Raw genomic sequence first — 24,373 nt, 5'->3', positions numbered from 1 at the left:
TTTAATTTATAGTGGTAAATTCAGGGGTTTCAGCGGTTTCAAATTCAATCGTAATGGTATCTCTATAGGCTAAACCTAATAAAGTAGAAGCGCCACCAACGGTATTTAAGTTGCTTCTATAAATAGCAATTTCTAAAAAACCAGCCGAATTAAAAATGGCTAATTTTCCACCGTCATAACTTCTTTTTTCTTTAGGAACCGAATAATCTACAATTTCGTTATAACGATTGTAAATTTTCTTAAAAGTATAGCGTCTTGCAACAATAGTAAAATCGCGCCCTTTACCAATAGTGTTAAAAAGCTTTCTGTTAATGTTTGTAATTACATTACCATAATTATCTATATAAATAATTCCGCCAATAATAACAGTCTGCAATTTGTTAACTTTCGGGCGTATTTCAATACTATCTTTATAGGATGTTATTTCTTTTCCAATAACATTTAAACTACCACCTCGAGCAATATGCGATGCTACTTGTACAAATACATCTAATACAGGAAAACTAGTTTCAATATGATTATGAATATTAATTTCAACAATTTTAGTAGGCTTTATTTCAGCAGCAATCATAGCTATTAATCCATTATCTGGACAAATAAAATAATGATTATCTAACTCAATAGCAATATGCTTGTTATCTACACTTAATTCAGAATCTACACCTACTATATGTATCGTTTTATCAGGAAAACTTTTATAAGTGTTTTTTAAAATATAAGCAGTTTCAGTAATGTTAAAAGGAGTTATGTGATGTGTAATGTCAACAATCTTAGCATCAGGTAGTTCACTGTAAATAGCTCCTTTTACAGCCCCTACAAAGTGGTCTTTTGTTCCAAAATCAGTAGTTAATGTAATAAAAGACATTACTTTAAAGGCTTGTTAGTTAATTGATATAAATTTAAGCTAAAATTTACTGCGAAATTACATAATTCAATAAAAATAATCATTATTTTTATTGTGAATAATATTAAAACATTTATCATTTGAACGAACGTATCATTGAAATAACAGAAATCGACCCAAATGATTTCTTTGGAGCACAGAATAGTACAATTACTCAGTTGAAAAAATATTTCCCAAAAGTTAAAATTGTAGCTAGAGGAAATCAACTTAAAATCTATGGAGAATCAGAAATTCTAGATGAGTTTGAGAAACGTATAGAAATGCTAATAAAATACTATAACAAGTATAATAAATTAGATGAAAATAGTATCGAACGTGTTTTAACATCAACCGGAAAAGAAGAAGAAATTCGTAAGTCAGGTAAGATTGAAGGGGTTTTGGTTCATGGAGTTAATGGTAAATTAATAAAACCACAAACAGCCAATCAGCGTAAAATGGTTGATTTAATGGGGAAAAATGATATGCTTTTTGCAGTAGGTCCAGCAGGAACAGGTAAAACCTATACCGCAGTTGCTTTAGCAGTTAAAGCATTAAAGGAAAAAGAGGTTCGAAGAATAATATTAACTCGACCCGCTGTTGAATCTGGAGAAAATTTAGGTTTTTTACCAGGAGATTTAAAAGAAAAATTAGATCCGTATATGCAACCTTTATATGATGCGTTAAGAGATATGATACCGCATGAAAAATTAGAGTCACATTTAGAAAAAGGAATCATACAAATAGCACCTTTAGCATTTATGCGTGGTCGTACCTTAGATAACGCTTTTGTTATTTTAGATGAAGCCCAGAATACAACGCATAATCAAATGAAAATGTTTTTAACCAGAATGGGAATGCACGCTAAGTTTATTATTACTGGAGACCCTGGTCAAATAGATTTACCGCGTAAACAAGTTTCTGGGTTAAAAGAATCATTACTAGCTTTAAAAGATATTAAAGGAATTGCAATGGTTTATTTAGATGATAAAGATGTAGTTCGTCACCGATTGATAAAAAGTATCATTAAAGCCTATAAGAGTATAGAGACAGAGTAGTAAAACCTATAGCTTCTTATTTTTCATATCTATTTGTAATTATATATATTTGTTCTAATAATGAACCAATAGTGAACCAATGAATTTTTCGTTACAATTAAGAAGTTATAAGAAGCTAAATAACACCCAAGCAATTCGGTTACGTCTTTCTACATCCTCTAAAGATTCGCAATACATAGATACTAAAATATCTGTTATGAAAAATCAATGGGATCATAAAAAGCAAAAAATAAAAAGACACCCTTTAGAAGATAAATTTAATGCAATATTAAATGCATTACAAATTGAAATTCAATCTATTTATTTTAAAAATAAAGGTGTTTCAGCTAAAAGACTTCTACAAGTTTACATTGGCTTGAAAGGAATTGACCAAGAATCTTTTTTAGATTTTTATCAAACAAAAATTGATGAAATGAAATTAAAGAATAAAATTAGATCGGCTAAAACTTATCAGAATTATTACAATCAGTTAAAAAAATACTCATCTTCTCTTTCTTTCTCTGATGTAGATCATAATTTTATGCATTCCTACGATATTCATATGTTAAAAAAAGGAAATAGTGTAAATACAGTATCAAACAATTTAAGGGCAATAATTACAGTAGGTAATAGAGCGAAAGAAGCAGGTTTAATTGAAGTGAATAAAGCTAGTGGGTATAAATTAAATTATAAAAATGTTGAAAAAGAAACGTTAACGTTAGAAGAGATTCAAAAAATTATTGATTTAGAGTTAGAGGATAGGTATAAATCACTGATTATATCTAAAGATTTATTTCTTTTTTGTTTTTATACAGCAGGGATGCGTTTTTCTGATATGAGTAAATTAAAATGGAATAATATTGTTGAGAATGAAATTGTTTATACAATGAGTAAATCTAAAGAGCGTGTTGGTGCAGTTCGTAGAATACCATTAAATCCTAAATCAATTGCAATTTTAGAAAAATATAAAAATAAAAACTCAACATTTGTTTTTCCTGTTTTATACGGTTTTGATAACAAAAAACCAGAAGAAATTGAAAATAGAATAATGACAAAAAATAACAATTATAATGTAGCAATAAAAAATGTAGCTAAACGGTGTGGTATTGATAAAAAGATATCTATGCATGTAGGGAAACATTCATTTGCTGATTATGCAGTAAAACAAGATGTTAATTTGTTAATTATTTCAAAGTTATTAGGGCATAGTAGATTAACAACTACTCAACATTATTTAAAAGATTTTTATCAAAAAGAAGAGGGTGATGCTATCAATAAATTGTTTGGAGGGTCTTTAACTTAGATAAAATAATTGTAGTTATTAGCACTACTAAAAAGTAAAAAAATTCATTGACATAGTTGTGGTAAGTAAAAAAAGATATAATTTTAAGCACCTTTAGTACGCATATACCTTCATTTGGTACTTATATAAACAAGTTGTAGTGCATTTAAACAAACGAATCGATTGAAAATTTACAAAGAGAATAAAAAATTCGGATTAAGACTAGACAACAACATCATTTTAGAACCCAAGTTTGACTATATTTATTATATAAATCATCTTAAACTTTATCTTGTCTTTATCGGAAAATACAAATGGGATTGGAGTGAGGAGTCTTATGATTTTTTTGATGACAACAAACCCTGGGTTGATAGATTTGGAGATGATGATTTCATAGGCGAATTAAAAAACGGAAAATTTGGTATTGTAGATAAAAATGGGAAAGAAGTTTTATCTCCAAATTTAACCTATATCAACTATCCAATACAAGAAATTGGAGAAAACCTATTTACAGTAAATAAAGGAGCAAGATTATTTAAATACGATGCTATTTCGATAAAAGAGAAACATCGTATTTGTATTGGTGGAAAATGGGGTGTATTAACTACCAAATCAAAAATAATTGTTCCCATAGAATATGATGAAATTACAATTCTTCGCGATGATCGAAAGTATATATTCGCTCAAAATAATAATAAAGGTGTATTTGATGCTAATCTTGAATATGATGTGTATAATTTTAATGGAAAACTATTATTAGAGGATAAACCAAATTACTTAGAACATTTAAAAACGCACTACAACAATGGCTATAATTAATACGAGTTTTGGTACTTAACCCAAAGTTTAGAGCTTTTAACTAAGTCCGCCAAATCTTTTGATTTCGCTTTAGAACAAAAAAGATAAAACAAAATAAAAAGTTTTGGCTAAGTGCTTAATCGGAAATTCAGTCATTTTAATTCCCGTACTAACCATAGCCGAGACGTTGTATGTCATTAAACAAGAACCATACTAAAAATTGATTTTGACGGAAAAAACTAAAATTGATAAGATAATTCAGGAAAATAATTTCTCTTCATTTATGAATGAATCTAAATGGGAAAAACTATTTGAAAATTTGATTGAGGAATTTGACTCTATTATAATTAGATATAAGTTAATTGGTCTTGATAAGATTACAGAAATGGAATATGATATTGTTGATTTCAGACCTTTTTTCATCGAACCTGTTTTTTATAAGGAAATCGAGTGGATTGAATTCCCTCAGAAGATGCAAATAATAATTAATAAACGTGTTTCAAGACAAATGGTTTCCGAACTCAAGCAGGATGTTATTAAAATTGAAAAGACTATTAACAAAATTGGAGTTTTTGATATGGAAAAAGAGAATGGAACATTGAGACTTTATGGTTATAAATAACGAACATACAACACCATATATAGCAAATAGGGCTGGTTATTGTTTAATCAAAAGGTTGCTGTCTATTTGCGAGGTCGCCAAATATTTTGATTTGGCTTTAGTAAGAAAAAGGTAAATCAAAATGCAAAAGTTTGGCTTAGTGCTTAACCGAAAATAACCGTTTATTTTCCGCCCTAAATGCCATATATTTAACGTTAGCAAAAAGAATATTATTTACCACAGAACAACACTCACAAGGTGTTGTTTTTTTATGTCTGAAATTTAAGTAACAAATATTAAAATAACAGTAGTTATTAGCACTACTAAAAAGCAAAAAAGTTCATTGACATAATTGTGGTAAGTAAAAAAAGATGTAATTTTAAGCACCTTTAGTACGCATATACCTCCATTTGGTTTGTATATAAGTACTAAAGGTGCTTATATAAACAAGTTAGCATACATTAAAAACCGAACATAAACGATAACCAAGATTGAAATAAGAATAAAGTGGAAAAAGATAAAATCAGAATTGCTTTTAATGATATTAAGGAGTTTCTTGAAAAACATTTTCCTGACAATTATAGCGAATCAGAAGAATATGAGGAATGTTATCATATTAGTGTATACTCTCAGGAAAGTGAAAGTTCAGTAGTTTGGTTTGAATTTGATATTGGAAACTCGGAATTAATTGTCGGATGTGGGTTTAGTCATATTCATTATGGAAAACAATATGGTGTAGAAATAAAAGAAGGAATAAATCGTCTTATCGACTTCTTTAGCGTAAAAATGAGAAGAACTGATTATTACAAAGGAGAAACTATTTTTAAGAATGTTTATGAAATTAAAAAAGAAAATCGAGAGTATGAATATTCCGGAACAAGTTCTATGTTTTTGCTTTATCCATTTTGGAAAAGAGCATTTTGGGGAGAAACGACTGAAAAAGTGACTGAATTTTCGGGATTAATAAAAGACAAAAATATTAAAGCGGAACTTGAAAAAATAAGAGAACAAATAAATAACGTATGCTAACACCGTGTATAATTAACTGCTTGCTTCTGTTCTACTTTGGAAATTCCTTCGGAATTTCCGATGGTCAGTTTATATTTATTAAATTAGGTACTTAAACCACGCAACTAATCATACACAAATACGTTAGCAAAAAGAATATTATTTACCACAGAACAACACTCACAAGGTGTTGTTTTTTTATGTCTGAAATTTAAGTAACAAATATTAAAATAACAGTAGTTATTAGCACTACTAAAAAGCAAAAAAGTTCATTAACATAATTGTGGTAAGTAAAAAAAGATGTAATTTTAAGCACCTTTAGTACGCATATACCTCCATTTGGTTTGTATATAAGTACTAAAGGTACTTATATAAACAAGTTGTAAAACATTTGACGAAAATTGGATTCCAAACTAAGAAACATAATAATTGAAAAATCTAAGGAATATGAATTTCCTCTTCTTGGCGCAAAGCTATACTCACAATTAACGGAATCTGAAAAAATAAAAGTAGATTCTATTACAGATAATATTGGAATTGAAAACGCTGAATTAATTTATAATCCAGAAAATGAATCTCAAGTTATAATTACTCAAAATCACCTTATTACAAAGGAGAATAAAACACTTCTTTCTCAAATAGAAAACATTAAAACTAATAAATCTGAACAAAAAAGTGTAAAAGAAAATTTTGACCGAATGGTTTATAAATTTGAACTGACTAAATGGGTAATTGGATTGCGAGATGGAACAAGTATTGAAATCGAATTAGAAAAAGGAAAGGCATACTATAGCCTTTATCATATTTTACAAAAATTACTACGAACAAAAGGTTATTGGAATTAAAACAGCATAAAAACGTTTTACAACAACGTGTATAATTCATTGCTTTGTTCTCGCCTACTTGGAAATTCCTACGGATTTTCCTCTGGTTCGTTCAATTTTACTAACTTAGTTATAGCCAACGCAACTAATCATACACGAATACGTTACCTGTAATTATGAAAAACATCCTCCTAGCCATAATATTATTACCACTTTTGACTTATTGCCAGTCATCTAAAACTTATTTGGAATTAGTTGACGACGTAAAAACGAAGAAAAGTGCGGAAAAAATTGAAAAGCTGATTATTGGAACGTGGGAATTTCAAAAATTGACCGATAAGAACGGAAAAACAATTGCAGAAGCAAAACATTTCGTGAATGACACAATTACAGCGACTGAATTTATTTCTCGACCGAATATGCGAATTGAAAAAGACAAAACGTATGAACTATTTCGTTGTGAAAATACGGAAAACTGTGAAAGCGGAATTTGGGAATATGACTCAAAAGCAAAGATTTTTAGAATGACTTTTGACAAACCAAAATATAATGTGCCGATTGACAAACTTGCACCTGGGCTTTTGGAACAATTAAAAAAATCTGGTTCTTTAATTGAGTTTACGAAAAACGAAATAGAAATAGCGGAAATCACTCAAACGGAATTGAAAGTATTTGAATTTTTAGAAAGTGATGGAACCGAATTTAAGTATAATTTAAAAGTGTATAGAAAAAAATAACTACAGGTAACACCGTATATAATTTATTGCTAGTCCTAGCCTACTTACGAAAATCCTCTCGGATTTTCTATTCAGTTTTTATTTGCTAACTTTAGTACTTAAACCACGCAACAAACCATATACAAACACGTTAGGGGTAACTAAACAATACGAACAAATAAAAGAAAATTATTTTGAAAACTACATTTTGTATCTTAACATTACTTTTATGTTTTTTAAGTAGTAACGCTAGAAGTATACACGATATTGAAAATAATACCATATATCCAATTCTTAAAAAAAGAATGATCCATGATCTACCAGTGGTTCAGGTAAACATTGAATTTAGGTATGCATCTTTTAAGAGCACTGATGAAATTTTGGTGAGAATCACTCTAACTAATAATAATACTCAAGAACAAAATATTCTATTTGACAAACCTAGAGTTTCTACTGGTGGACCTTGGGGTACAATAGCAAAAGTAGTTAGCTTGAAAACCAATGAGTCTGTTTTGAAACACGAAAATAAGGCAATATTGTCTTCCCAATTTTATAAAGAGGAAGAATTAAAACATTATTATTACAATTTAAAACCTAATGAATCAATTACTCGAGAATTTAAACTACGAGACATTGTTGTATTTGACACAAACGATTATAATCTACCTAAAGGGAGGTATGAAATTCAACTATCCTACTATACTAATACCTCAAATAGCTTGATATTAATTATTGAATAGTAAAAACTACCCCTAACAAAACCTATAAATATTACGGGTTTTGGGCTTTAATCTGAATAGTAATTTTATCTTTACTTTATCGCCAAATCTTTTAATTTGGCTTTTTTAAAACGACAAACTAAAAACAAAATCTAAAAGCTTATGGCTTGTGTCGACACGAAAATCCGCGGATTTTCTGCCCCATACTATTCATAGCTAAACGTTAGCTGTAATTAAATGATTGAACGAAATAAAATTTTATTAATATTATTAATTGCCTTTTTTACTTTTGTGAAAAGCTTTGGGCAACAAACTCCGAAACAATTTAGTGAGCAATTTTTGAAAATTATTAGTTCAAAAGATACTATTGAGATGAAGAGAATTGTGCCGAATATTGAAACTCTAACTGAATTTAGCAAAAGTATCGGTATTGAAAAAAATGAAAATGAAATTTCGGAGATTTCAAAAGAATATCATTCATTACTTGAAAGCTATTATAATGGAATTGCTTTATTGAGAGAAAATGGCAAGATGTTAGGAATTAATTGGAATTTTATAAAGCTAAAAAAAGTTGAAGTAAAATCAATTGAACAAAAAATAGAAAAAGATAATAAATCAATAACTTTAACTAAGTTCAATATAAAAATTATTTCGAAAAATAATTTTTATACAATTTATATTAATCACCTATTTGAATATAAAGGAAAATGGTATTATGCAGGAAATAACCCTCAAATAGAAAAACATTGAAAAACTACAGCTAACACCGTGTATAATTAATTGCTGATTTTAGCCAATTTACGAAAGTCCTCGCGGACTTTCTTGGTCGGTAATTATTTACTAAATTAAGTGCTTAAAACACGCAACAAACCATATACAACAACGTTGGCAATAATTATGAAAAAGAGAATCTTAGCAATTATTATTTTACCTTTTTTCTTCTCTTGTAAAAAGGAAAATATAAAATCTGATTTTATTGGAAATTGGAGTTCTACATCTGATATGAATATTGAAATTGATATTAAGTTTTTTAAAGACTCAATGGTTGTTGATAATTCTATTATGTATGATACATATTCAGATAATTGGAAAATTAGAGACTCAAAAATTGAACTAACACTTTTACGTGGTGACACATCTATATTTAACAATAAACACATCATTGATTATGAATTTAATCTAACGAAAGACACCCTATTAATAAAATCTGAAAATGATTCTATATTTAGGCTTAAATTAAAGAAAATAAAAAACAACTTTGAATATATTGAAAATAAAGTTGGTTTGGACTTAAAATTACCTGAAACATCTGAAAAACTAACTGAATTTAGAAATAAAGAATTTGCCTTTAATATTTACATTGGAAAAAAAAATGACTCTTTAATAGCGAGGACAGATAACTCACATAATTTAAATAGACTTAAATACGAAGTTTTTCCTTTTTATTATTCTAAAAAAGAGAAAAATATTGACAGTCTTAATTTTATTCTTTTTACTGACAATTCAGTTCATCAAAATGAATTAGATTCTATAAAAACAATTTTGAAAAAACTACCAATTAAAAGTTTTTTCAGAATTTATAATAGTGAGAAATATGTGAAAAATGACTGGAAAGCTGAAATTAAATTGTTAGGTAAATATGAAAATTAACTATTGCCAACACCGTGTATAATTAATTGCTGATTTTAGCCAATTTACGAAAGTCCTCGCGGACTTTCTTGGTCGGTAATTATTTACTAAATTAGTTGCTTAAAACACGCAACAAACCATATATAACAACGTTAACTCAGTATATTTACCTACCAAAAAACACCTCGTTAGAGGTGTTTTTTTATGTTTAACATTTATTAAGCGGCTCGCTAAATGTTAAAATAATGTTAAAGAAAATAGGGGTAACCCTATTTAACATAGGGTTGTTGGGTATTGTAAATTAAAGTAAAAGTATGTTTATTTGCTTAAAATTAAAATGAAAAATCTTCGACTGATGAATGCTTAATATAAAATACCATTATTTTTACTTTTTTAATATTAATTTTAAACAAAGCAAAAATGAAAAAAGTATTTATTGTATTAGTAATGTTTAGTGTAGTATTTTTATCTAGCTGTACAGATAACACTGAGGAAATTTTAGTAGAAAAAGAAAGACGAAATGAACTTATTGACAAAGATAAAGTGGAGACCCCTACTACAAAAGGGTAATAAATCATTCAAGTATTTAACTTTTGAAACATTGGGTAATGTTCTAATCTATATTAGTGGAATATTACCTTTTATTCATGTCCTTTTTCCTGACGATAAATTAGAAGAGAAATTTTTTGGATACTCCAGTATTCATAGATTTTTATATAGTGCAGGAACTCATGCTAGTTTACTTTTTTTAGTTTTTGGGCTTTTAATTTTAATACCAATATTATCAAAGGATAATATTGAATTTTATAAAATAAATTTAAAATACTCTTTATTATCTCCTTTTATATGTGGGGTGTTTTTTATGTCCTGGGTTTTTATTCCTGGTGTAGATTTTAATATCTTAGCATATCTTTTTATTGGATTATGTATTTCTGCTATATCTGTTTTTCTAATTTTAAAATTAATGAATTACATAAAATTAATTAAAATCTCTTTTCAGTACAAAGAAAGATTATTAGAAAAAGGTTTAGATTTTATTAATTCAGAAATAAAGAAATAGTACTGAATGAACAATAGAAAAAAAATAAAAGATTATAAAAAGAAATTACAAAACTTAGAAACACTTTCTTTTGAACACAAAGAAGGAACAATATTGTCTGGAGATTACAAAAAACATTTAACTGATCAAATAGAATTTGTAAAATCGAACAATATAAAAAATATTGAATATAATATTAATAAAGATTTAAAGGAAATAAAAATTCTTAAAGAAATAAAGTTTAAATTAAAGAACAATCTAAATTTAAATGATTTTGAAAAGAGCTATATTTTAGTCAATATCTGATTTTAACATTTTAATTGCGATTTCTGTAGCTCTCTTTTCAATAAAAACACTCAGTGCCTTATTCTTTAATAACCGTTCTTTATTATTTATAATATACAAAGACAGTTCATCATCTGATATATTTTCGAATTTAATTTCAGATGACTCTGGTAAATTAATATTATTCAACATTTCCCCTTTACCTAAAAGAAACCATGTTGGATTAATCTCTGGAATTTCACTTAAAACTTCAGTAATAATATCTTGAGAAATTGTAGGGTATTTTTTTGTTCTTGAATCTAAATTGAAAAGTCTATTCAATTTTTGTTGAGAAATCCCTTTTAATTTTTTAGAAAAATCACTCACATTACCATTACTACAAAAATCTATTATATCCTTTAGTCTATCATTAATCTCTGGTAAATTCATTCTACTTAAATGCTTGTTTTTGACGTGAATTAAATCATTTTTCAGTTAAAAATACTGAAATACTTGTATTTTACTGAAATGTTTGTATATTTGTATTCAATAAAAACAAATATAACAATTAACTTGTTATAACAGGGCTAATACAAATACAAGTGATTATACAAAACAAGATAATAAGAGAAAGAAAATACTTAGGTAAATTAAATACCGTACAAAGTATTTTGTTTTTATATGTTGTTACTATATGGCCATTTACGCAAAAAGCGCAAGGAAACGCAAATTATTAACGATAGAGATGGAAGCTATAAAACCTTTAAACATATCTGGTAAAATTTTCTGTAAAACAATAGGTATAACCTATAACGGGCAAATATTACAATCGTTAAGAGATTTAAATTTAGTAACCTTTTTTAAAGTAGGTAAAAAGTATATGTATTCTTTCGAAGAAACTATTATGATATCTAATAAGTTAAGAAAAGGTGAAATATCCATAAAAACAAACGGAGGTTATTATATAACCTTAAATGATAATAAAGCAATTTAATTTGCTTTTAACTAACTGATAAAAGGGCATTAATCAGTTTAAAAATACCAAAGGGATAAGTAATAAATCTTATCTAACAGTAACTCACAACACCGTTACTTAGTAACATTCTTAAAAGTTAGCCCTTTTTCTAAAAGTTGTGAGTTACTTTCTTTAAAAGATCATTAACATATTGGCAGATTAAGAGAGTTTTATATAGTCCGTAGTTTAGTTTTTAATAGTAAGTATTCTTAGTCTGCCATTTTAATATTAAAACAATGAAAAAAGGGCAAATTACCAAACAAAATTGCGCAATTAAACCGCAAAACATTATTCAAGTTTTTTTCTCAGAAAAGCTACAAGTTTTTTACGTAAAAGGAAAAGGCAACCACTTACCAAACAGTAATTTTAAATCATTAATTACTTGTGAAAACAGTGTTTTTAACGAGTTTTTAAAATTCTTAGAAAAATTTAAATCTTCAGAATGTTTAGCATCCTATAAACTCTTTGAGCTAAAAGATAAATTAAATGAGTTTTTAATTAATAGAGCAGGTAATTGTAAAATAATAAATAAAGTAGCATAATAAAAATAAAGAAAGTGGTTAGAAATTTCGACCCTCTACCACTTTCTACCAAAGGAATAAGTATGATAAAACCAATCTTAAAAAAGAAAGACATAACACGTTATTTCCTATGAACAAAAGTACAAATAATAACGCAAACAAAACGCAAAAACGCAAAGTATTATTTAGCACTATTGGTGTTTATAACCAAGAGGTTAAAGATTGTTTAAGCACTCGCAAACTTGATGCGATACTTCAGCACACTATTAAAAATTTTATTGATAATGCGTATCGAAATAAACTAACAAATACGCAGTATAATAAAGCTGTAGAAGAATTTAATACCGCACATGGTTTATTGCTCCTTAAAAGGGGAAATGAGCATGAAAATGAGCAAAAGCAGTATACGTATATAAATTATCCGTATTTAGATCGACAAGCTGTTAAAGGTACCATGGATAAATACAGACAGTATGTGTTTACCTACAACGAAAAAACGGATGTAGAGAATGACGAAATTAGAAAATACAACAATACTATTGTTAAGAATCATTTTCAGCTTTCAGAAACGCAAAAAAAGCGCAAGGCAGTATTTCAAAAGCAAAACAAAAAGGAGTTTTCTAGAAATTACAATGAACTAGTTATTGAAGAGAATAAAGAAAACGCAATAATTCAAAAGAAAGCTATCCAAAAAATAAAATATTCTAGTGAATTGGTTTTTCATGTTTTGGTAGGTTTTTACGTGTCGCAATTAAGAACACGTAATGCCTACCTATTAGAAATGAATAAAAGCACCAGTACCTTAAAAAATTCGCTACCAAAACTAAAAATAGATCACAGGAAATTAGCGACTCATACAATAGCCGATATACCAAGGCTTTCTATTTGTAAGAAGACCGCACAAAACCATATTAAAAGACTTCGTGAGGCTAATATTTTAATAAACTACCTACGAATAAATCAAAATAAACCAATTTCTGTAAATTTTAATTCTCAGATAATAGAAGTTTTAGAAGGGAATCCTCCAAAATCGCAACTCATTCAAAATAAATCGTTTAACTCATTAATCGAGAAGAGTTTGCACGATAATAATGATACTACTAGAACTAAAATATTAAAAGAAAAAGAAATAAAAGACTGTGCAAATAGCACAGCCTTGAATAAATGCGGTTCGATGCTGGTAAATGAAAACGAAAGCAACACCGAACGCCTTGCAGGCGGCTACAAGAACACCAAAGGGATAAGTAATGAAAAACAAAATTCTTTCGGCGGCGAAAAAAAAATAAAACTGCCCGATTTTTTAAATAAAACTCCAAAACCAATAAAAACAACGAATCAATTAACCAATAATTTTTTAAATAAGTTGAAAGATGATCAAACGTTGGCTAAAAAATTAGCTGCTGGCGAATATGACCATTACAAAGGCGAACGATATGATTATTTATTGAAAATTGTACAATACGGTTTGCTTTCTACAGAAGATTTTAAGCAAGTAATACTACAAGATTTTATTAAATCGTCTGCTAAAATTTGGAAGAAACACAATGTATACGTCGGAGATTGGAAAAACACCATTAACCGATTAAAGGACCAGATGTTTGTGAATATGGTAAATAAAGAGACGGTGATAAATAAGCTAAAAGAGTATCGTTGGAAATTGGAATTTGCAAGAAACTGGTTTCTAAAGAAAGAAGAGGTTAATGCATTATTTCCTTTTGCATACTTCGATAAAACAAGAACAAAGTCGAATGAACTCGGGTTTTACGGACTGCATTCTGTTTGGAAAAGTCATTTAAAATACAAGGAGCAGAAAAACACAGATAAAAAACAAGAGCAACAGGATTCTAATGCAAGAAAACGAAGATTATCAGCTCAAAAGAAACTTACCAGGGCAATTAGTAAATACGAATTAGGTACATATAACCAGGAACAATTATTCAATTATGTACAAGATAATTTACCGCATGAGTATTTGCTTTTATTACCCAATTTAATAAAAAACCAAAACACAAATTTAGCATAAAAACAAAAAAACATGAGCCAAGAAAACGAATTAAAAAAATGTACTTGTGGAGCAGAAAATAAAATTACTTGCCCAAACTGTAGCGAATTAAAAATGGTGATCCTTTTAAAACATGGAAATAATGATTTGAAAATTGCGGGAAATGGTGGGAGAAAATTTAACCCAGTTTGGTATAATCATTTAAGTAAAAATAGGAAAAACGCAAACATATTGGTAAACGCAATGTTTCGAAGATTTGAGCAATCAATATATGCAAACGTTGCCAATAAGGTTAATTTTTATAGTAATACAACAGGCGATTTAGTAACAAGTATAAAAGTTTAGTCATGAAAAAGAAATTGAATTTACAAATAAACGAATTAATCTCTCTTCACAAAATCACAAACAAGCTCTATGATTTAAACTTCTCTTTACTTGAGAAAGAAGAAAAAATAGCAGTTTCAATAGGTTTGATATTGGCAGACAAGTTTGATAAAAAATATAAAACCATTCAAAAGAAACTAGATCTATTTGAAGCAAAAAAAGCAATCAAATTTACTTTAGATTTTTATGAAGCATGGGCATTAAAGAAATTATGTATCGAATTATACGGTATTGGAGATACTGATTTTGAAAAGTTAGGTATTCAGAACGTAATAAATAAACTAGATCGTGATGGCTGTTAAACATCTTATAGAAAACAATATTCAAAAACTAAAAAACAAAACAGGGTTAAAATGAATTATACACTAGAAGACAAAATGACCAGTTTAAGAGCGGTTTCGATTGCTGTTTTATTTTACATTTTCGGTTATGCTTTAAAGCTTTCTGTTTTACTATTTGAAATACTAACACCAATAATTTCGAGTACTATATTTAGGTTAATCGCAGCGGGTGTTACAGGTACAGCATTATCAAGCGGATTATTAATTGTTTCATTGAGTGGCTCAAATAAACTGACTCCTTATGCTATTGCGTTTATGGATGGTTTAATGCTTTTAATGGTATTCGATGTTTTCAATTCTCAATTATTAAGCGATGCTATAAAATCAGGTTTCATTAGTTTTTTTATGGCTTTTATAGGCTACCAATTAATAACCGTTTTTGCAGCGAAGTACGAGCAAAGTAAAAGCGGAATTAAGCAAACGGTTAGCGAAATAAATATTGAGTATAGCGAGAAGCAGCAAATACTTAGCGACTTGAAGCAAGAACTTAGCGAAGTAAAACAAACTACTTGCGGATTTTGCGAAAAAGAGTATTCCAGTAAAAATGCTTTAAACGCTCACGTTAGTAGATGTAAAGAAAATCCTAAAAACAAAAAAGTAGCAGCATGATAAAAGATATATTAAATGAATGTTTATTGTTTAGAACAAAAGACAAAGTGATAAGAGTAATCGGAGCCATGATGTGGGTAAGTATTGGCTTAATCGTAATAGCATTAAATCTGTAGAATGAGGAACAAAAAAGCCATACTACACTACAAGCATGGCTAATTAAAAACTAATTCAAATCTCTTTTGATGATTATTAAATGCTTGACAAAATTAGAAATGAAAAAATGTTTTGGAGTAAAATAAAAGTTAAACAAACATTAATTAACCTGTAGATAATAGATTAGTGGATTTGCCATAGAACACCCAGTATTAATAAGATCGGTAAAATTAATGAAGCAATGATGCCAAATAAATTTAAGATTAAACCAAATGTGTAATTAGTTCTGTAAGATTTGATTGTATTTGTAAGTGAAATAATCAAAAAGATAACACAAAAAATCAATACTAAGAACTTATAGTGAAATATGTAAAGATTAAAATTTTCAAAACCTAAACTAAGGAAGGTTATAGTATTTAGGCATATTAAAAAAAGAGGGTAACAGATGAGGAATAACTTTTTCATATACCAAAATTAGTAAAAACAAAATAAAACAGTAATTAAAAGAATATGAAAAACAAAACATTACATCTTAATCTAAAAAAAGAATGGTTTTTTAAGATTCTAAACGGTATCAAGAAAGAAGAATACAGGACTTTAAAGCCTTATTATTTCAAAAGGTTATTCAATAATTTTGAAGAAAATGATTGTATTGAGCCTATAGATTATCAAGACTTTAAAGACTATGACACTATTACATTTTCTAACGGATTTTCTAAAACAAGACCTCAATTTGTTATTGAATTTGATAGCATTCATATAAGTCTTGGCTTGAAAGAATGGGGAGCTAGTGAAGAATATTGTTTTTGTATTGGACTTGGTGAAATATTATCAATTGGGAGGCAAGGTTTTCAATTCAAAAGAAACAGAGATCTTTCTAATGATGAAATTAGAAAAATATTAGAATATTAAAATAAGTGTAGATAATTATAAATAAGGAAAAAAATGAATTCCAAAACAATCGTAAGTATAATAATCATAAATATTATGGATATACTCAAAACTAGGAATAATTTCAACTAAGGAAGTGGAAGTAAAAGTTAATGCTAATAAAACAGAAATGAGCTTAACAAAAAGAGAAGCTTTTTTTGTTTCTAGAAATTCTGTATTAAGTTGATCATAACTTTTTATCATAAATCAAAAATAGTAAAAACAAAATAAACCTGTAGTTATGGCAATAATTGAAAACACAACCGTCAATATCAATTAGGGAAACATTAGAGCTATCTACTGATAAAATTAATGTTAGTGAGTGGTCTGAACATTTACATGCTGAAATCCATTTAAAAACCGATAAGAAAAAGTTAAAAATTAGGCTTGGTCATGATGATGTCCTGGACATATATAATCAAGCTAAAAAATATTAAAAAAGTAGTTATTAGCACTACTAAAAAGCAAAAAAGTTCATTGACATAATTGTGGTAAGTAAAAAAAGATGTAATTTTAAGCACCTTTAGTACTTATATAAACAAGTTCCCAGACATATGAAAAAAATCAAATTCCTATTAATTTTATTAATTTTAAGTAGTTGTTCAAACCTACGATATTTAGATGCTTTTGATGGATTTAAAAACTCTCCAAAAGAAATTAAGTTAACGACATTTAGAGTGAAATACATTGATAGCATGCCTCATGAAGAAATTAGTACAATAGATATTTATTATTATGACACTAAAGGACGTAAAATTAAAAATTTAGAATTTGATTCTAATGGATTGCCTATTTTTGGTGGAGCTAATTATTCTTATGATAGATATGGTAACCAAATACAATATATTTTTTACAATAATGACGGTACAATAGATGTCCAATATAATTACAAATACAATAAATTTGGGCAACTTATTGAAAAAGAACACATAAGCGAAAGTGAAAAAAGTATTACTAAATATGAAATTGACAGAGAAAATAAATTGCGTAAAATGATAAGTAGAAATAATGATGGTTCTATTTCTGAAAAATCATTACTCAAATATGATGAAAAATGGAGAGATTCTGTATTGATATTTTATGACCTTTCTGGGAAAATGAAATCTAAAATTGAAACTTCATATGACAAAAATGGAAATGAGATTTTATCAAAATGGTTTAATTCTGAAAATAAGCCTTATGAGATTTCTGAAAAAAAATATGATTTAAATAATAATAGGACACAAGTAAAAAAATTTCAAATACTTAGTGGAGAGAAGAAACTAATAAGCTATACAGAATTCGAGTATAAATATGACCAATATGGAAATTCTATTGAACAAAAATTAATATTTGACGGAAAAACATCTTGGATAATACGAGGTGAATTTAAATACGTGTGGTAACACCGTATAACATTAATTGCTAATGCAAGCCTACTTACGAAAATCCTCGCGGATTTTCTATTCGGTTTGTATTTGCTAAATTAGAGGCTTAAACAACGCAACTAATCTTATACGAACACGTTAGTAAAAAAAATATTACTTACCACTGAACAACACTCACAAGGTGTTGTTTTTTTATGTCTAAAATTTAAGTAACAAATATTAAAATAACAGTAGCTATTCCGCTACGCAATAAAACGCAAAAAATGAATTATACCCCGAATGAAAAAAAATTAGGATTGAACAATAATTCAAATCTTAAAGTAATGTTTAACGAAGAACTTTCTCTCTTACCAATATATCAGGAAAGTTTAATTTCTATGATACAATCTTCGTTAGTTATGGAAGAAAATGATTCTTATTTTAAAAATGCCCATGCTATAAATTGTTTAGATATTTTAAAGGGGTTGATGATTGGTAGAAATGAATATGTTCAGTTAAGTAAGCAACAAAAGCATGAAGACAGGCAGCGTAAAAAAAATCTAAAAAGAAAAATAAAAGAAATGGAAGAGGAAATAAAAGAACAAAAAAAGATAATTGCAGAATCATTAAAGACTGTTGAAAATAATGTAACTGAATTTGTAACTGAACTAGTAGCATAACTTTAAGTGATTAAATACATAAATAAATAGTAGGTTTTTAGGTCCTAAAAACTGAAAAGTTCATTGACATAATTGTGGTAAGTAAAAAAAGATGTAATTTTAAGCACCTTTAGTACGCATATACCTCCATTTGATTTGTATATAAGTACTAAAGGTACTTATATAAACAAGTTAGCACCAATTTGAACAGAACACTGAAATATGAAATATACTATACCTGAATTAAATAAAAAGTCCTTTCATTGTCCACATTGTGGTGTTCTATCCGAACAGACTTGGTCATCAAGAGGAGTTGTTGGAAATTACATTCAAAATCAACCAAATGGAAAGAATGTAGTAAGTTCATATCCGTTAGAAAATACTATGGTTGCAAAATGCAAACATTGTAATTTATTTTCACTGTGGCATAATGGAAAAATGGTCTATCCATTGACGGGAAATGTTGAAATGGCAAACGTTGATTTACCTGATGACATAAAGAATGATTATAATGAAGCAAAAGATATTGTTAATATTTCGCCTCGAGGTGCAGCAGCTTTATTAAGACTTGCAATACAAAAGCTATGTATCCATTTGGGAGAAAAGGGAAAAAATATTAATGATGATATTGCAAGTTTGGTAAAAAAAGGATTACCTCAAACTATGCAGCAAGCTTTAGATAGTGTTAGAGTTGTTGGAAATAATGCTGTACATCCTGGAACAATTGATTTAAATGATAAAAAGGACATTGCACACGCTTTGTTCGGATTTGTAAATATAATATGCGAAGTACTGATAAGTCAGCCGAAAAAAATTCAGGAATTTTATGAAAAAAATGTTCCTGAAGGAGCCAAAAACGGAATTGAGAGAAGAGATGGAAAATAAAAACTGGTGCTAACATCGTATAAAAATAATTGCGGTTTAGTGCTTAATCAAAGGTCGTTGCGTGTTTGTAACGTCTGAATTTCCTTCGGAAACTCCTCGCATACAAACCCGCAACTATTCTTATACAACAACGTTACCTATAATTAAGAGAAACATCAATCTATGAAAAAAATATATTGTCTGATTTTACTAATCTTCACATCAATTTATACATATTCCCAAATTGAAATAAGTGATTCTGATTTAAATAAACTAATTGAAATTGGAGAATACTACTCTAAAAATGTAATGCTGACTGAAAAGTCTGCTTTTGAAGATTTAGAGAAATTTAGAACCGAAAAACTAAATAATATAATAGATGTACTTCAAACTCGATCAAAACAGAGTATTGAGATTTTAGATGAAAAATATTTGAACAGACCGAATTATGATGATTTAGTAATGTGGTATGTAATAAGAGAAGTTCATTACAATTTGACAGATAAGGAAAACGAACCGAGAATTAGTATCGAAGTTGCTAAAGAGTTCGTGAATAAAAAAATTGACGAAAGATGGCTTTTAGATAATTATTATTTCAGACTTTATGGTGCTGTTGCAAGAATTTTTAATAAAACAGATTTGAGTAAATATAATATTGAACTTGATAATTATGGATTAAAATCTAATACTGAAAAAGCTATTGTATATTTAAATTTAATGGATGCTCTTGGCACAAGGTTTAAAGTACTTCAAATGGTGAAGAATAATAAAAAATTAATTGAGTTTGCATCAAGAATGCCCAAATTCAATGGTAAGGAATATTTTTATTATTCAGATTTCCAATACGAAGATTTTGAATGGATTGGACATAGAAAAAAAGAAATGTTTAATGAAAGACACATTGGACTTCTTTATGAAATTATTTTAGCACATATGAACGCTGAATCAGAGATTAATGGTAGGAAAGAAACTGTAGAAATATATCAAAATTCTATAATGACTAAACCAGAGTATTTTAAATATTCAAGTCTTAAATCTGAATTGAAAAAATTATACAAAAAGAGTAAATAACTATAGGTAACAGTTTGTATAGTTCATTTGCACCCTTCGGGATGCAAACGCACCATACACTAAACGTTATATGCAATAAAATTAATATGGAGAATTGTTATGTTTTAACATTTAAGATTGATGCTGAAATCATTCCTAATGAATTGATTAAAAGTTTGACTACTTATTTTGGGTATAGAAATATTCAACATATAGGAAACATAAATTATGACAATTTTTTCTTGACAAAATTTCAAGAAAACACTTTCAGGATTACCATAGAATCCAATTTGAACTTTGGTTACGTAATGAGGATATTGACTGACTTTAAAACACACGCTCAAGCTGTTTATCAAGGATTTATCCTTTTAATAAAGGACATGTTAATGAATAGTTTAAAAGTCACATACAATAACATAGAATTCTTTGAAGAAGTAAATTTTAACATCATTAATGAACGATTTAAAGATAGGATGATTTCTAGAAAGTCCATGTGTACATTTCTTGAAAAGAATTCTCCAAAAGCCCTTTCCGTTGAAATGGAAATAAAAGATATAGGAAATGTAAAATTGACAAAGGGTAAATTACAAATATTAAATAATACATCTTTCGAACAAGCTTGGTATTCATTTTCTAAAAAGTTAGAGTATGACGCTTGGGACATGTCTTCCGCAGAGTTTTTACCATTAACTTTAGAAGAGTACAAAAACGAAATTAACGAATTCACAAATTATTGGAAAGAATTAAACAATGGCGATTTTGAATTGTTTCTTAAAGAGTCTTTAATTTCAATTATTAGAGCTTCCAAAGGTTGGGACTATAATGAATATATAATAAAATACGAGAACTATTACCAATATATTGGAACTGATATATACACTGGATAAAAAGCATATAACACGGTATAAAAAACATAGAGCAATTGTGCTAAATCAAAGTTCTGTGGATATTAATAAAGTCCGCCAAATCTTTTGATTTGGCTTTAATATTGAAAAAGGAAAAACAAAATAAAAAAAATAGGCTAAGTAATAACCGAAAGTTTACTACTTTTAAATCCCGTACTAACAATAGCTAAAACGTTAGCAAAAAGAATATTACTTACCAAAGAACAACACTCATAAGGTGTTGTTTTTTTATGTCTAAAATTTAAGTAACAAATATTAAAATAACAGTAGTTATTAGCACTACTAAAAAGCAAAAAAGTTCATTGACATAATTGTGGTAAGTAAAAAAAGATGTAATTTTAAGCACCTTTAGTACGCATATACCTCCATTTGGTTTGTATATAAGTACTAAAGGTGCTTATATAAACAAGTTGCCATTAATTTGAGAGAAACGAACTACAAACCAATATTTAAAGCATTTATTCCTATCGGAATTATTCTTTTTTTAATTCTAAATTCTGAATTAAGAACTGAAGGTTCTTTTGGTGGATTAGTTGACTTATTTAAATATTTGTTCTTTTTAGTTTTTGGAGTTACAGTGTTTATTTACACTTCTGTTAAACAAGGGAAAAAGATTCAGAAAAAAAATGAAATTAAAGAAGCAAAAATTATTTTGACTTTACTCTTAACTTCTACTTTTATAGCAATTAGTTCATTTTGGTTTCCAAAAGATTTTTTTGATAAAGAATCCGAATTTATCGCAAATGACATTTTTGGAAATGAGTTAAGATTATTCGAAAATGGAAAATATATGTTACGAACGAGAGATTATGAATGGACAACTATTGACAGAGGAATTTACAAAATAAATGACAATGTTATTCTTTTAGACGAGGAAGTAAAGGAAAAAATATGGGGGAAAAGAGCCAAAAAATATCTGATTAAAAACAAAAATCTGATTCCAATTTATTCAAGCGGAATTGAAACAGATTCGATTGAATTTTTGACAATCAAACTGAATAAAAACTAATGGCAACACCGTGTATAATTAATTGCTTGGTTCTTGTCTACTTACGAAAATCCTCGAGGATTTTCTACTTAGTTTGTATTTACTAAATTAGGTGTTGTATAAACGCAAAAAATCATACACAAACACGTTAGCAAAAAGAATATTACTTACCACAGAACAACACTCACAAGGTGTTGTTTTTTTATGTCTAAAATTTAAGTAACAAATATTAAAATAACAGTAGTTAAATAACTTTTAATAGCCATTGAATGAAAGTATATAAAGAACTAAGAGAAAAAAGGAAACTTAAAGAAAACATACCTTGATTTTTTGATTGCCAAAGTTTTCTTTTCGGGGTTTTAGATAAATAAAGATAATAAGCTAAGTATTCAATTATAAAAAAAGTAGCAATTAAAATAACACCTGCAATGTATGGATTCATAACAATTATTTTTAAGCAAATGTATAAATTTAGAATAACATCAAAACAGTAATTAAAAGAATATGAAAAACAAAACATTACATCTTAATCTAAAAAAAGAATGGTTTTTTAAGATTCTAAACGGTTTTAAGAAAGAAGAATACAGGACTTTAAAGCCTTATTATTTCAAAAGGTTATTCAATAATTTTGATGAAAATGGTTGTATTGAACCTATAGATTATCAAGTCTTTAAAGACTATGACACTATTACATTTTCTAACGGATTTTCTAAAACAAGACCTCAATTTGTTATTGAATTTGATAGCATTCATATAAGTCTTGGCTTGAAAGAATGGGGAGCTAGTGAAGAATATTGTTTTTGTATTGGACTTGGTGAAATATTATCAATTGGGAGGCAAGGTTTTCAATTCAAAAGAAACAGAGATCTTTCTAATGATGAAATTAGAAAAATATTAGAATATTAAAATAACAGTAGAATTATGAATAAAGAAAATTTAATAAAAGTATGGACTTTAGAAAATGAACCTTTCGGTAAAGCACTTGGTTATCCTGATTGTTGCATTAAAGAGTTTTGTGAGCAACCTCCTCAACTAATGAAAGGTAATCCAACAAAGGATGATAAAAGAAGATATAAAGCAGCTTGTGTAAATGGTGTGTTTAGTGGTTTTATACCTTGTAAAAAACACGCAAAAGAAATTACAACAGGGAAATTAAAAATAGAAAGTTTAATCAAAAATAGAGAAGTGGAAATTCCTTTTCCATTCGCTTAATACTGTAGAATAAATGATAATCAAAATTTTAAAAAAAAGCGAACACAAGCTCGCTTTTAAACTAATGTTAACAGTTATTGTTATCCATTAGTACACCACAGAGGTAGCAAAATCCATTAATTCTGCTTGGTAGATTACTACAAGGTAAAGGGCGACCATTTCCTCCATTGATAGATTGTTGTTCTGATTTGTTTAAGGATGTCCCTAAGTTTGAAATGTTCTTTAACATAATTTGAGTTTTTAATTTCTCAAATATAAGTTGTAAAAAATAAGATTAATAAGAAAAAACCGTAAAAAAAGTAAGGGGTAACCTTACTTAACTAAAATTAACAAAATATAAAATAAGTGTAGTTATTAGCACTACTAAAAAGCAAAAAAGTTCATTGACATAATTGTGGTAAGTAAAAAAAGATGTAATTTTAAGCACCTTTAGTACGCATATACCTCCATTTGGTTTGTCTATAAGTACTAAAGGTGCTTATATAAACAAGTTACCATTAATTTAAAATGACCGTCATCAAAACAATATTCACAACATCATTAAGTTTAATTTTCTTATTCATTAATCTGAATAGCGAAATCAAAACGTCTGAAATTCAAAACGTAAATCTGACTAAAAAAAATGATTGCGGAATTGAAAACGTGACTCTGAAA

32 protein-coding genes are annotated in these 24,373 nt (G+C 27.8%); 28 read left to right on the top strand and 4 right to left on the bottom strand.

What is annotated here, in order from left to right:
* Window position 1: 1 nt before the first annotated feature.
* Window positions 2–865: an S-adenosyl-l-methionine hydroxide adenosyltransferase family protein gene (locus CXF68_RS17915; RefSeq protein WP_101046468.1), complete on the bottom strand. Its 864-nt coding sequence runs from the start codon at window positions 863–865 to the stop codon at window positions 2–4.
* Between the two features lie 119 nt (window positions 866–984).
* On the opposite strand from CXF68_RS17915, the gene CXF68_RS17910 reads away from it, so the two are divergent.
* The 13 genes from CXF68_RS17910 (at window position 985) to CXF68_RS17855 (ending at window position 10,839) form a co-directional block, all read left to right on the top strand.
* Window positions 985–1,938 (top strand): PhoH family protein, encoded by a 954-nt coding sequence (locus CXF68_RS17910; protein ID WP_101046467.1) that lies wholly within the window; start codon window positions 985–987, stop codon window positions 1,936–1,938.
* 79 nt (window positions 1,939–2,017) lie between these two features.
* A complete protein-coding gene (locus CXF68_RS17905) occupies window positions 2,018–3,220 on the top strand; it encodes a site-specific integrase (RefSeq protein WP_101046466.1) in 1,203 nt (400 codons plus the stop codon).
* A 162-nt stretch (window positions 3,221–3,382) separates the two neighbouring features.
* A complete protein-coding gene (locus CXF68_RS17900) occupies window positions 3,383–4,018 on the top strand; it encodes a WG repeat-containing protein (protein ID WP_101046465.1) in 636 nt (211 codons plus the stop codon).
* 205 nt (window positions 4,019–4,223) lie between these two features.
* The gene (locus tag CXF68_RS17895) at window positions 4,224–4,619 is read left to right on the top strand and encodes a DUF6678 family protein (protein ID WP_101046464.1); all 396 of its coding nucleotides are present in this window, start codon (window positions 4,224–4,226) and stop codon (window positions 4,617–4,619) included.
* Window positions 4,620–5,105: 486 nt separating this feature from the next.
* Window positions 5,106–5,627 (top strand): hypothetical protein, encoded by a 522-nt coding sequence (locus CXF68_RS17890; RefSeq protein ID WP_101046463.1) that lies wholly within the window; start codon window positions 5,106–5,108, stop codon window positions 5,625–5,627.
* A 380-nt stretch (window positions 5,628–6,007) separates the two neighbouring features.
* Window positions 6,008–6,451 carry a hypothetical protein gene (locus CXF68_RS17885; RefSeq protein WP_101046462.1) on the top strand — a complete coding sequence of 148 codons (444 nt, stop codon included), beginning with the start codon at window positions 6,008–6,010 and terminating at the stop codon, window positions 6,449–6,451.
* A 224-nt stretch (window positions 6,452–6,675) separates the two neighbouring features.
* Window positions 6,676–7,167, top strand: coding sequence for a hypothetical protein (locus tag CXF68_RS17880; protein WP_101046461.1), 492 nt, complete (start codon window positions 6,676–6,678; stop codon window positions 7,165–7,167).
* Window positions 7,168–7,451: 284 nt separating this feature from the next.
* Window positions 7,452–7,886, top strand: coding sequence for a hypothetical protein (locus tag CXF68_RS17875; RefSeq protein WP_101046460.1), 435 nt, complete (start codon window positions 7,452–7,454; stop codon window positions 7,884–7,886).
* 216 nt (window positions 7,887–8,102) lie between these two features.
* Window positions 8,103–8,615: a hypothetical protein gene (locus CXF68_RS17870; protein ID WP_101046459.1), complete on the top strand. Its 513-nt coding sequence runs from the start codon at window positions 8,103–8,105 to the stop codon at window positions 8,613–8,615.
* 147 nt (window positions 8,616–8,762) lie between these two features.
* Window positions 8,763–9,515 (top strand): hypothetical protein, encoded by a 753-nt coding sequence (locus CXF68_RS17865; protein ID WP_101046458.1) that lies wholly within the window; start codon window positions 8,763–8,765, stop codon window positions 9,513–9,515.
* Between the two features lie 399 nt (window positions 9,516–9,914).
* Window positions 9,915–10,064, top strand: coding sequence for a hypothetical protein (locus CXF68_RS20715; RefSeq protein WP_157821998.1), 150 nt, complete (start codon window positions 9,915–9,917; stop codon window positions 10,062–10,064).
* 31 nt (window positions 10,065–10,095) lie between these two features.
* A complete protein-coding gene (locus CXF68_RS17860; protein WP_101046457.1) occupies window positions 10,096–10,554 on the top strand; it encodes a hypothetical protein in 459 nt (152 codons plus the stop codon).
* A 6-nt stretch (window positions 10,555–10,560) separates the two neighbouring features.
* Window positions 10,561–10,839, top strand: a complete 279-nt coding sequence (locus tag CXF68_RS17855) for a hypothetical protein (protein ID WP_101046456.1) — start codon at window positions 10,561–10,563, stop codon at window positions 10,837–10,839.
* Here CXF68_RS17855 and CXF68_RS17850 read toward each other — a convergent pair.
* Window positions 10,825–11,247: a hypothetical protein gene (locus CXF68_RS17850; protein ID WP_101046455.1), complete on the bottom strand. Its 423-nt coding sequence runs from the start codon at window positions 11,245–11,247 to the stop codon at window positions 10,825–10,827. The genes CXF68_RS17855 and CXF68_RS17850 overlap by 15 nt on opposite strands.
* Before the next feature lie 295 nt (window positions 11,248–11,542).
* On the opposite strand from CXF68_RS17850, the gene CXF68_RS17845 reads away from it, so the two are divergent.
* The 13 genes from CXF68_RS17845 (at window position 11,543) to CXF68_RS17775 (ending at window position 22,528) form a co-directional block, all read left to right on the top strand.
* A complete protein-coding gene (locus tag CXF68_RS17845; RefSeq protein ID WP_157821997.1) occupies window positions 11,543–11,791 on the top strand; it encodes a hypothetical protein in 249 nt (82 codons plus the stop codon).
* Between the two features lie 257 nt (window positions 11,792–12,048).
* On the top strand, window positions 12,049–12,354 hold the full coding sequence (locus tag CXF68_RS17840; protein ID WP_101046453.1) for a hypothetical protein: 306 nt from the start codon (window positions 12,049–12,051) through the stop codon (window positions 12,352–12,354).
* A 109-nt stretch (window positions 12,355–12,463) separates the two neighbouring features.
* Complete coding sequence (locus CXF68_RS17835) at window positions 12,464–14,356, top strand: hypothetical protein (RefSeq protein ID WP_101046452.1); 1,893 nt, start codon at window positions 12,464–12,466, stop codon at window positions 14,354–14,356.
* A gap of 12 nt (window positions 14,357–14,368) precedes the next feature.
* Entirely contained in the window at window positions 14,369–14,680 is a 312-nt protein-coding gene (locus CXF68_RS17830; protein ID WP_101046451.1) for a hypothetical protein, read from the top strand.
* A 2-nt stretch (window positions 14,681–14,682) separates the two neighbouring features.
* Complete coding sequence (locus CXF68_RS17825; protein ID WP_101046450.1) at window positions 14,683–15,021, top strand: hypothetical protein; 339 nt, start codon at window positions 14,683–14,685, stop codon at window positions 15,019–15,021.
* 51 nt (window positions 15,022–15,072) lie between these two features.
* Complete coding sequence (locus tag CXF68_RS17820; RefSeq protein ID WP_101046449.1) at window positions 15,073–15,669, top strand: hypothetical protein; 597 nt, start codon at window positions 15,073–15,075, stop codon at window positions 15,667–15,669.
* Between the two features lie 606 nt (window positions 15,670–16,275).
* A complete protein-coding gene (locus tag CXF68_RS17815) occupies window positions 16,276–16,677 on the top strand; it encodes a hypothetical protein (protein ID WP_198553850.1) in 402 nt (133 codons plus the stop codon).
* Window positions 16,678–17,249: 572 nt separating this feature from the next.
* Window positions 17,250–18,080, top strand: coding sequence for a hypothetical protein (locus CXF68_RS17800; protein ID WP_101046446.1), 831 nt, complete (start codon window positions 17,250–17,252; stop codon window positions 18,078–18,080).
* A gap of 245 nt (window positions 18,081–18,325) precedes the next feature.
* Window positions 18,326–18,721, top strand: coding sequence for a hypothetical protein (locus CXF68_RS17795; RefSeq protein ID WP_101046445.1), 396 nt, complete (start codon window positions 18,326–18,328; stop codon window positions 18,719–18,721).
* A gap of 201 nt (window positions 18,722–18,922) precedes the next feature.
* Window positions 18,923–19,585: a DUF4145 domain-containing protein gene (locus CXF68_RS17790; RefSeq protein ID WP_101046444.1), complete on the top strand. Its 663-nt coding sequence runs from the start codon at window positions 18,923–18,925 to the stop codon at window positions 19,583–19,585.
* Window positions 19,586–19,747: 162 nt separating this feature from the next.
* On the top strand, window positions 19,748–20,635 hold the full coding sequence (locus tag CXF68_RS17785) for a hypothetical protein (protein WP_101046443.1): 888 nt from the start codon (window positions 19,748–19,750) through the stop codon (window positions 20,633–20,635).
* 86 nt (window positions 20,636–20,721) lie between these two features.
* Window positions 20,722–21,501, top strand: coding sequence for a hypothetical protein (locus CXF68_RS17780; RefSeq protein WP_157821996.1), 780 nt, complete (start codon window positions 20,722–20,724; stop codon window positions 21,499–21,501).
* A gap of 439 nt (window positions 21,502–21,940) precedes the next feature.
* Complete coding sequence (locus tag CXF68_RS17775) at window positions 21,941–22,528, top strand: hypothetical protein (RefSeq protein ID WP_101046441.1); 588 nt, start codon at window positions 21,941–21,943, stop codon at window positions 22,526–22,528.
* Between the two features lie 223 nt (window positions 22,529–22,751).
* Here CXF68_RS17775 and CXF68_RS17770 read toward each other — a convergent pair whose 3' ends face one another.
* Window positions 22,752–22,949 (bottom strand): hypothetical protein, encoded by a 198-nt coding sequence (locus CXF68_RS17770; protein WP_157821995.1) that lies wholly within the window; start codon window positions 22,947–22,949, stop codon window positions 22,752–22,754.
* Window positions 22,950–23,011: 62 nt separating this feature from the next.
* Between CXF68_RS17770 and CXF68_RS17765 the strand changes: the two genes are divergently transcribed.
* Window positions 23,012–23,413 carry a hypothetical protein gene (locus CXF68_RS17765; protein ID WP_198553782.1) on the top strand — a complete coding sequence of 134 codons (402 nt, stop codon included), beginning with the start codon at window positions 23,012–23,014 and terminating at the stop codon, window positions 23,411–23,413.
* Window positions 23,414–23,428: 15 nt separating this feature from the next.
* Window positions 23,429–23,719, top strand: a complete 291-nt coding sequence (locus CXF68_RS17760; RefSeq protein WP_101046439.1) for a DUF483 domain-containing protein — start codon at window positions 23,429–23,431, stop codon at window positions 23,717–23,719.
* A gap of 67 nt (window positions 23,720–23,786) precedes the next feature.
* On the opposite strand, the gene CXF68_RS20710 is transcribed toward CXF68_RS17760, so the two are convergent.
* Entirely contained in the window at window positions 23,787–23,948 is a 162-nt protein-coding gene (locus tag CXF68_RS20710) for a hypothetical protein (protein ID WP_157821994.1), read from the bottom strand.
* Between the last annotated feature and the right edge of the window lie 425 nt (window positions 23,949–24,373).

This window comes from Tenacibaculum sp. Bg11-29 (genome assembly GCF_002836595.1).
GTDB lineage: Bacteria > Bacteroidota > Bacteroidia > Flavobacteriales > Flavobacteriaceae > Polaribacter.
This window is presented reverse-complemented; position numbering and strand designations above follow the sequence as displayed.

What these genes read in the sequence shown, in the direction of transcription:
- CXF68_RS17800 (WP_101046446.1), top strand. Translation starts at nt 17,250, where the DNA reads ATGAAAAAAATCAAATTCCTATTAATTTTATTAATTTTAAGTAGTTGT.
- CXF68_RS17815 (WP_198553850.1), top strand. Translation starts at nt 16,276, where the DNA reads ATGAAAAACAAAACATTACATCTTAATCTAAAAAAAGAATGGTTTTTT.
- CXF68_RS17785 (WP_101046443.1), top strand. Translation starts at nt 19,748, where the DNA reads ATGAAAAAAATATATTGTCTGATTTTACTAATCTTCACATCAATTTAT.
- CXF68_RS17875 (WP_101046460.1), top strand. Translation starts at nt 7,452, where the DNA reads ATGATCCATGATCTACCAGTGGTTCAGGTAAACATTGAATTTAGGTAT.
- CXF68_RS17830 (WP_101046451.1), top strand. Translation starts at nt 14,369, where the DNA reads ATGAGCCAAGAAAACGAATTAAAAAAATGTACTTGTGGAGCAGAAAAT.
- CXF68_RS17845 (WP_157821997.1), top strand. Translation starts at nt 11,543, where the DNA reads ATGGAAGCTATAAAACCTTTAAACATATCTGGTAAAATTTTCTGTAAA.
- CXF68_RS17790 (WP_101046444.1), top strand. Translation starts at nt 18,923, where the DNA reads ATGAAATATACTATACCTGAATTAAATAAAAAGTCCTTTCATTGTCCA.
- CXF68_RS17780 (WP_157821996.1), top strand. Translation starts at nt 20,722, where the DNA reads ATGGAGAATTGTTATGTTTTAACATTTAAGATTGATGCTGAAATCATT.
- CXF68_RS17855 (WP_101046456.1), top strand. Translation starts at nt 10,561, where the DNA reads ATGAACAATAGAAAAAAAATAAAAGATTATAAAAAGAAATTACAAAAC.
- CXF68_RS17820 (WP_101046449.1), top strand. Translation starts at nt 15,073, where the DNA reads ATGAATTATACACTAGAAGACAAAATGACCAGTTTAAGAGCGGTTTCG.
- CXF68_RS17835 (WP_101046452.1), top strand. Translation starts at nt 12,464, where the DNA reads ATGAACAAAAGTACAAATAATAACGCAAACAAAACGCAAAAACGCAAA.
- CXF68_RS17915 (WP_101046468.1), bottom strand. Translation starts at nt 865, where the DNA reads ATGTCTTTTATTACATTAACTACTGATTTTGGAACAAAAGACCACTTT.
- CXF68_RS17795 (WP_101046445.1), top strand. Translation starts at nt 18,326, where the DNA reads ATGAATTATACCCCGAATGAAAAAAAATTAGGATTGAACAATAATTCA.
- CXF68_RS17770 (WP_157821995.1), bottom strand. Translation starts at nt 22,949, where the DNA reads ATGAATCCATACATTGCAGGTGTTATTTTAATTGCTACTTTTTTTATA.
- CXF68_RS17825 (WP_101046450.1), top strand. Translation starts at nt 14,683, where the DNA reads ATGAAAAAGAAATTGAATTTACAAATAAACGAATTAATCTCTCTTCAC.
- CXF68_RS17870 (WP_101046459.1), top strand. Translation starts at nt 8,103, where the DNA reads ATGATTGAACGAAATAAAATTTTATTAATATTATTAATTGCCTTTTTT.
- CXF68_RS17865 (WP_101046458.1), top strand. Translation starts at nt 8,763, where the DNA reads ATGAAAAAGAGAATCTTAGCAATTATTATTTTACCTTTTTTCTTCTCT.
- CXF68_RS17840 (WP_101046453.1), top strand. Translation starts at nt 12,049, where the DNA reads ATGAAAAAAGGGCAAATTACCAAACAAAATTGCGCAATTAAACCGCAA.
- CXF68_RS20715 (WP_157821998.1), top strand. Translation starts at nt 9,915, where the DNA reads ATGAAAAAAGTATTTATTGTATTAGTAATGTTTAGTGTAGTATTTTTA.
- CXF68_RS17850 (WP_101046455.1), bottom strand. Translation starts at nt 11,247, where the DNA reads ATGAATTTACCAGAGATTAATGATAGACTAAAGGATATAATAGATTTT.
- CXF68_RS17760 (WP_101046439.1), top strand. Translation starts at nt 23,429, where the DNA reads ATGAATAAAGAAAATTTAATAAAAGTATGGACTTTAGAAAATGAACCT.
- CXF68_RS20710 (WP_157821994.1), bottom strand. Translation starts at nt 23,948, where the DNA reads ATGTTAAAGAACATTTCAAACTTAGGGACATCCTTAAACAAATCAGAA.
- CXF68_RS17905 (WP_101046466.1), top strand. Translation starts at nt 2,018, where the DNA reads ATGAATTTTTCGTTACAATTAAGAAGTTATAAGAAGCTAAATAACACC.
- CXF68_RS17765 (WP_198553782.1), top strand. Translation starts at nt 23,012, where the DNA reads ATGAAAAACAAAACATTACATCTTAATCTAAAAAAAGAATGGTTTTTT.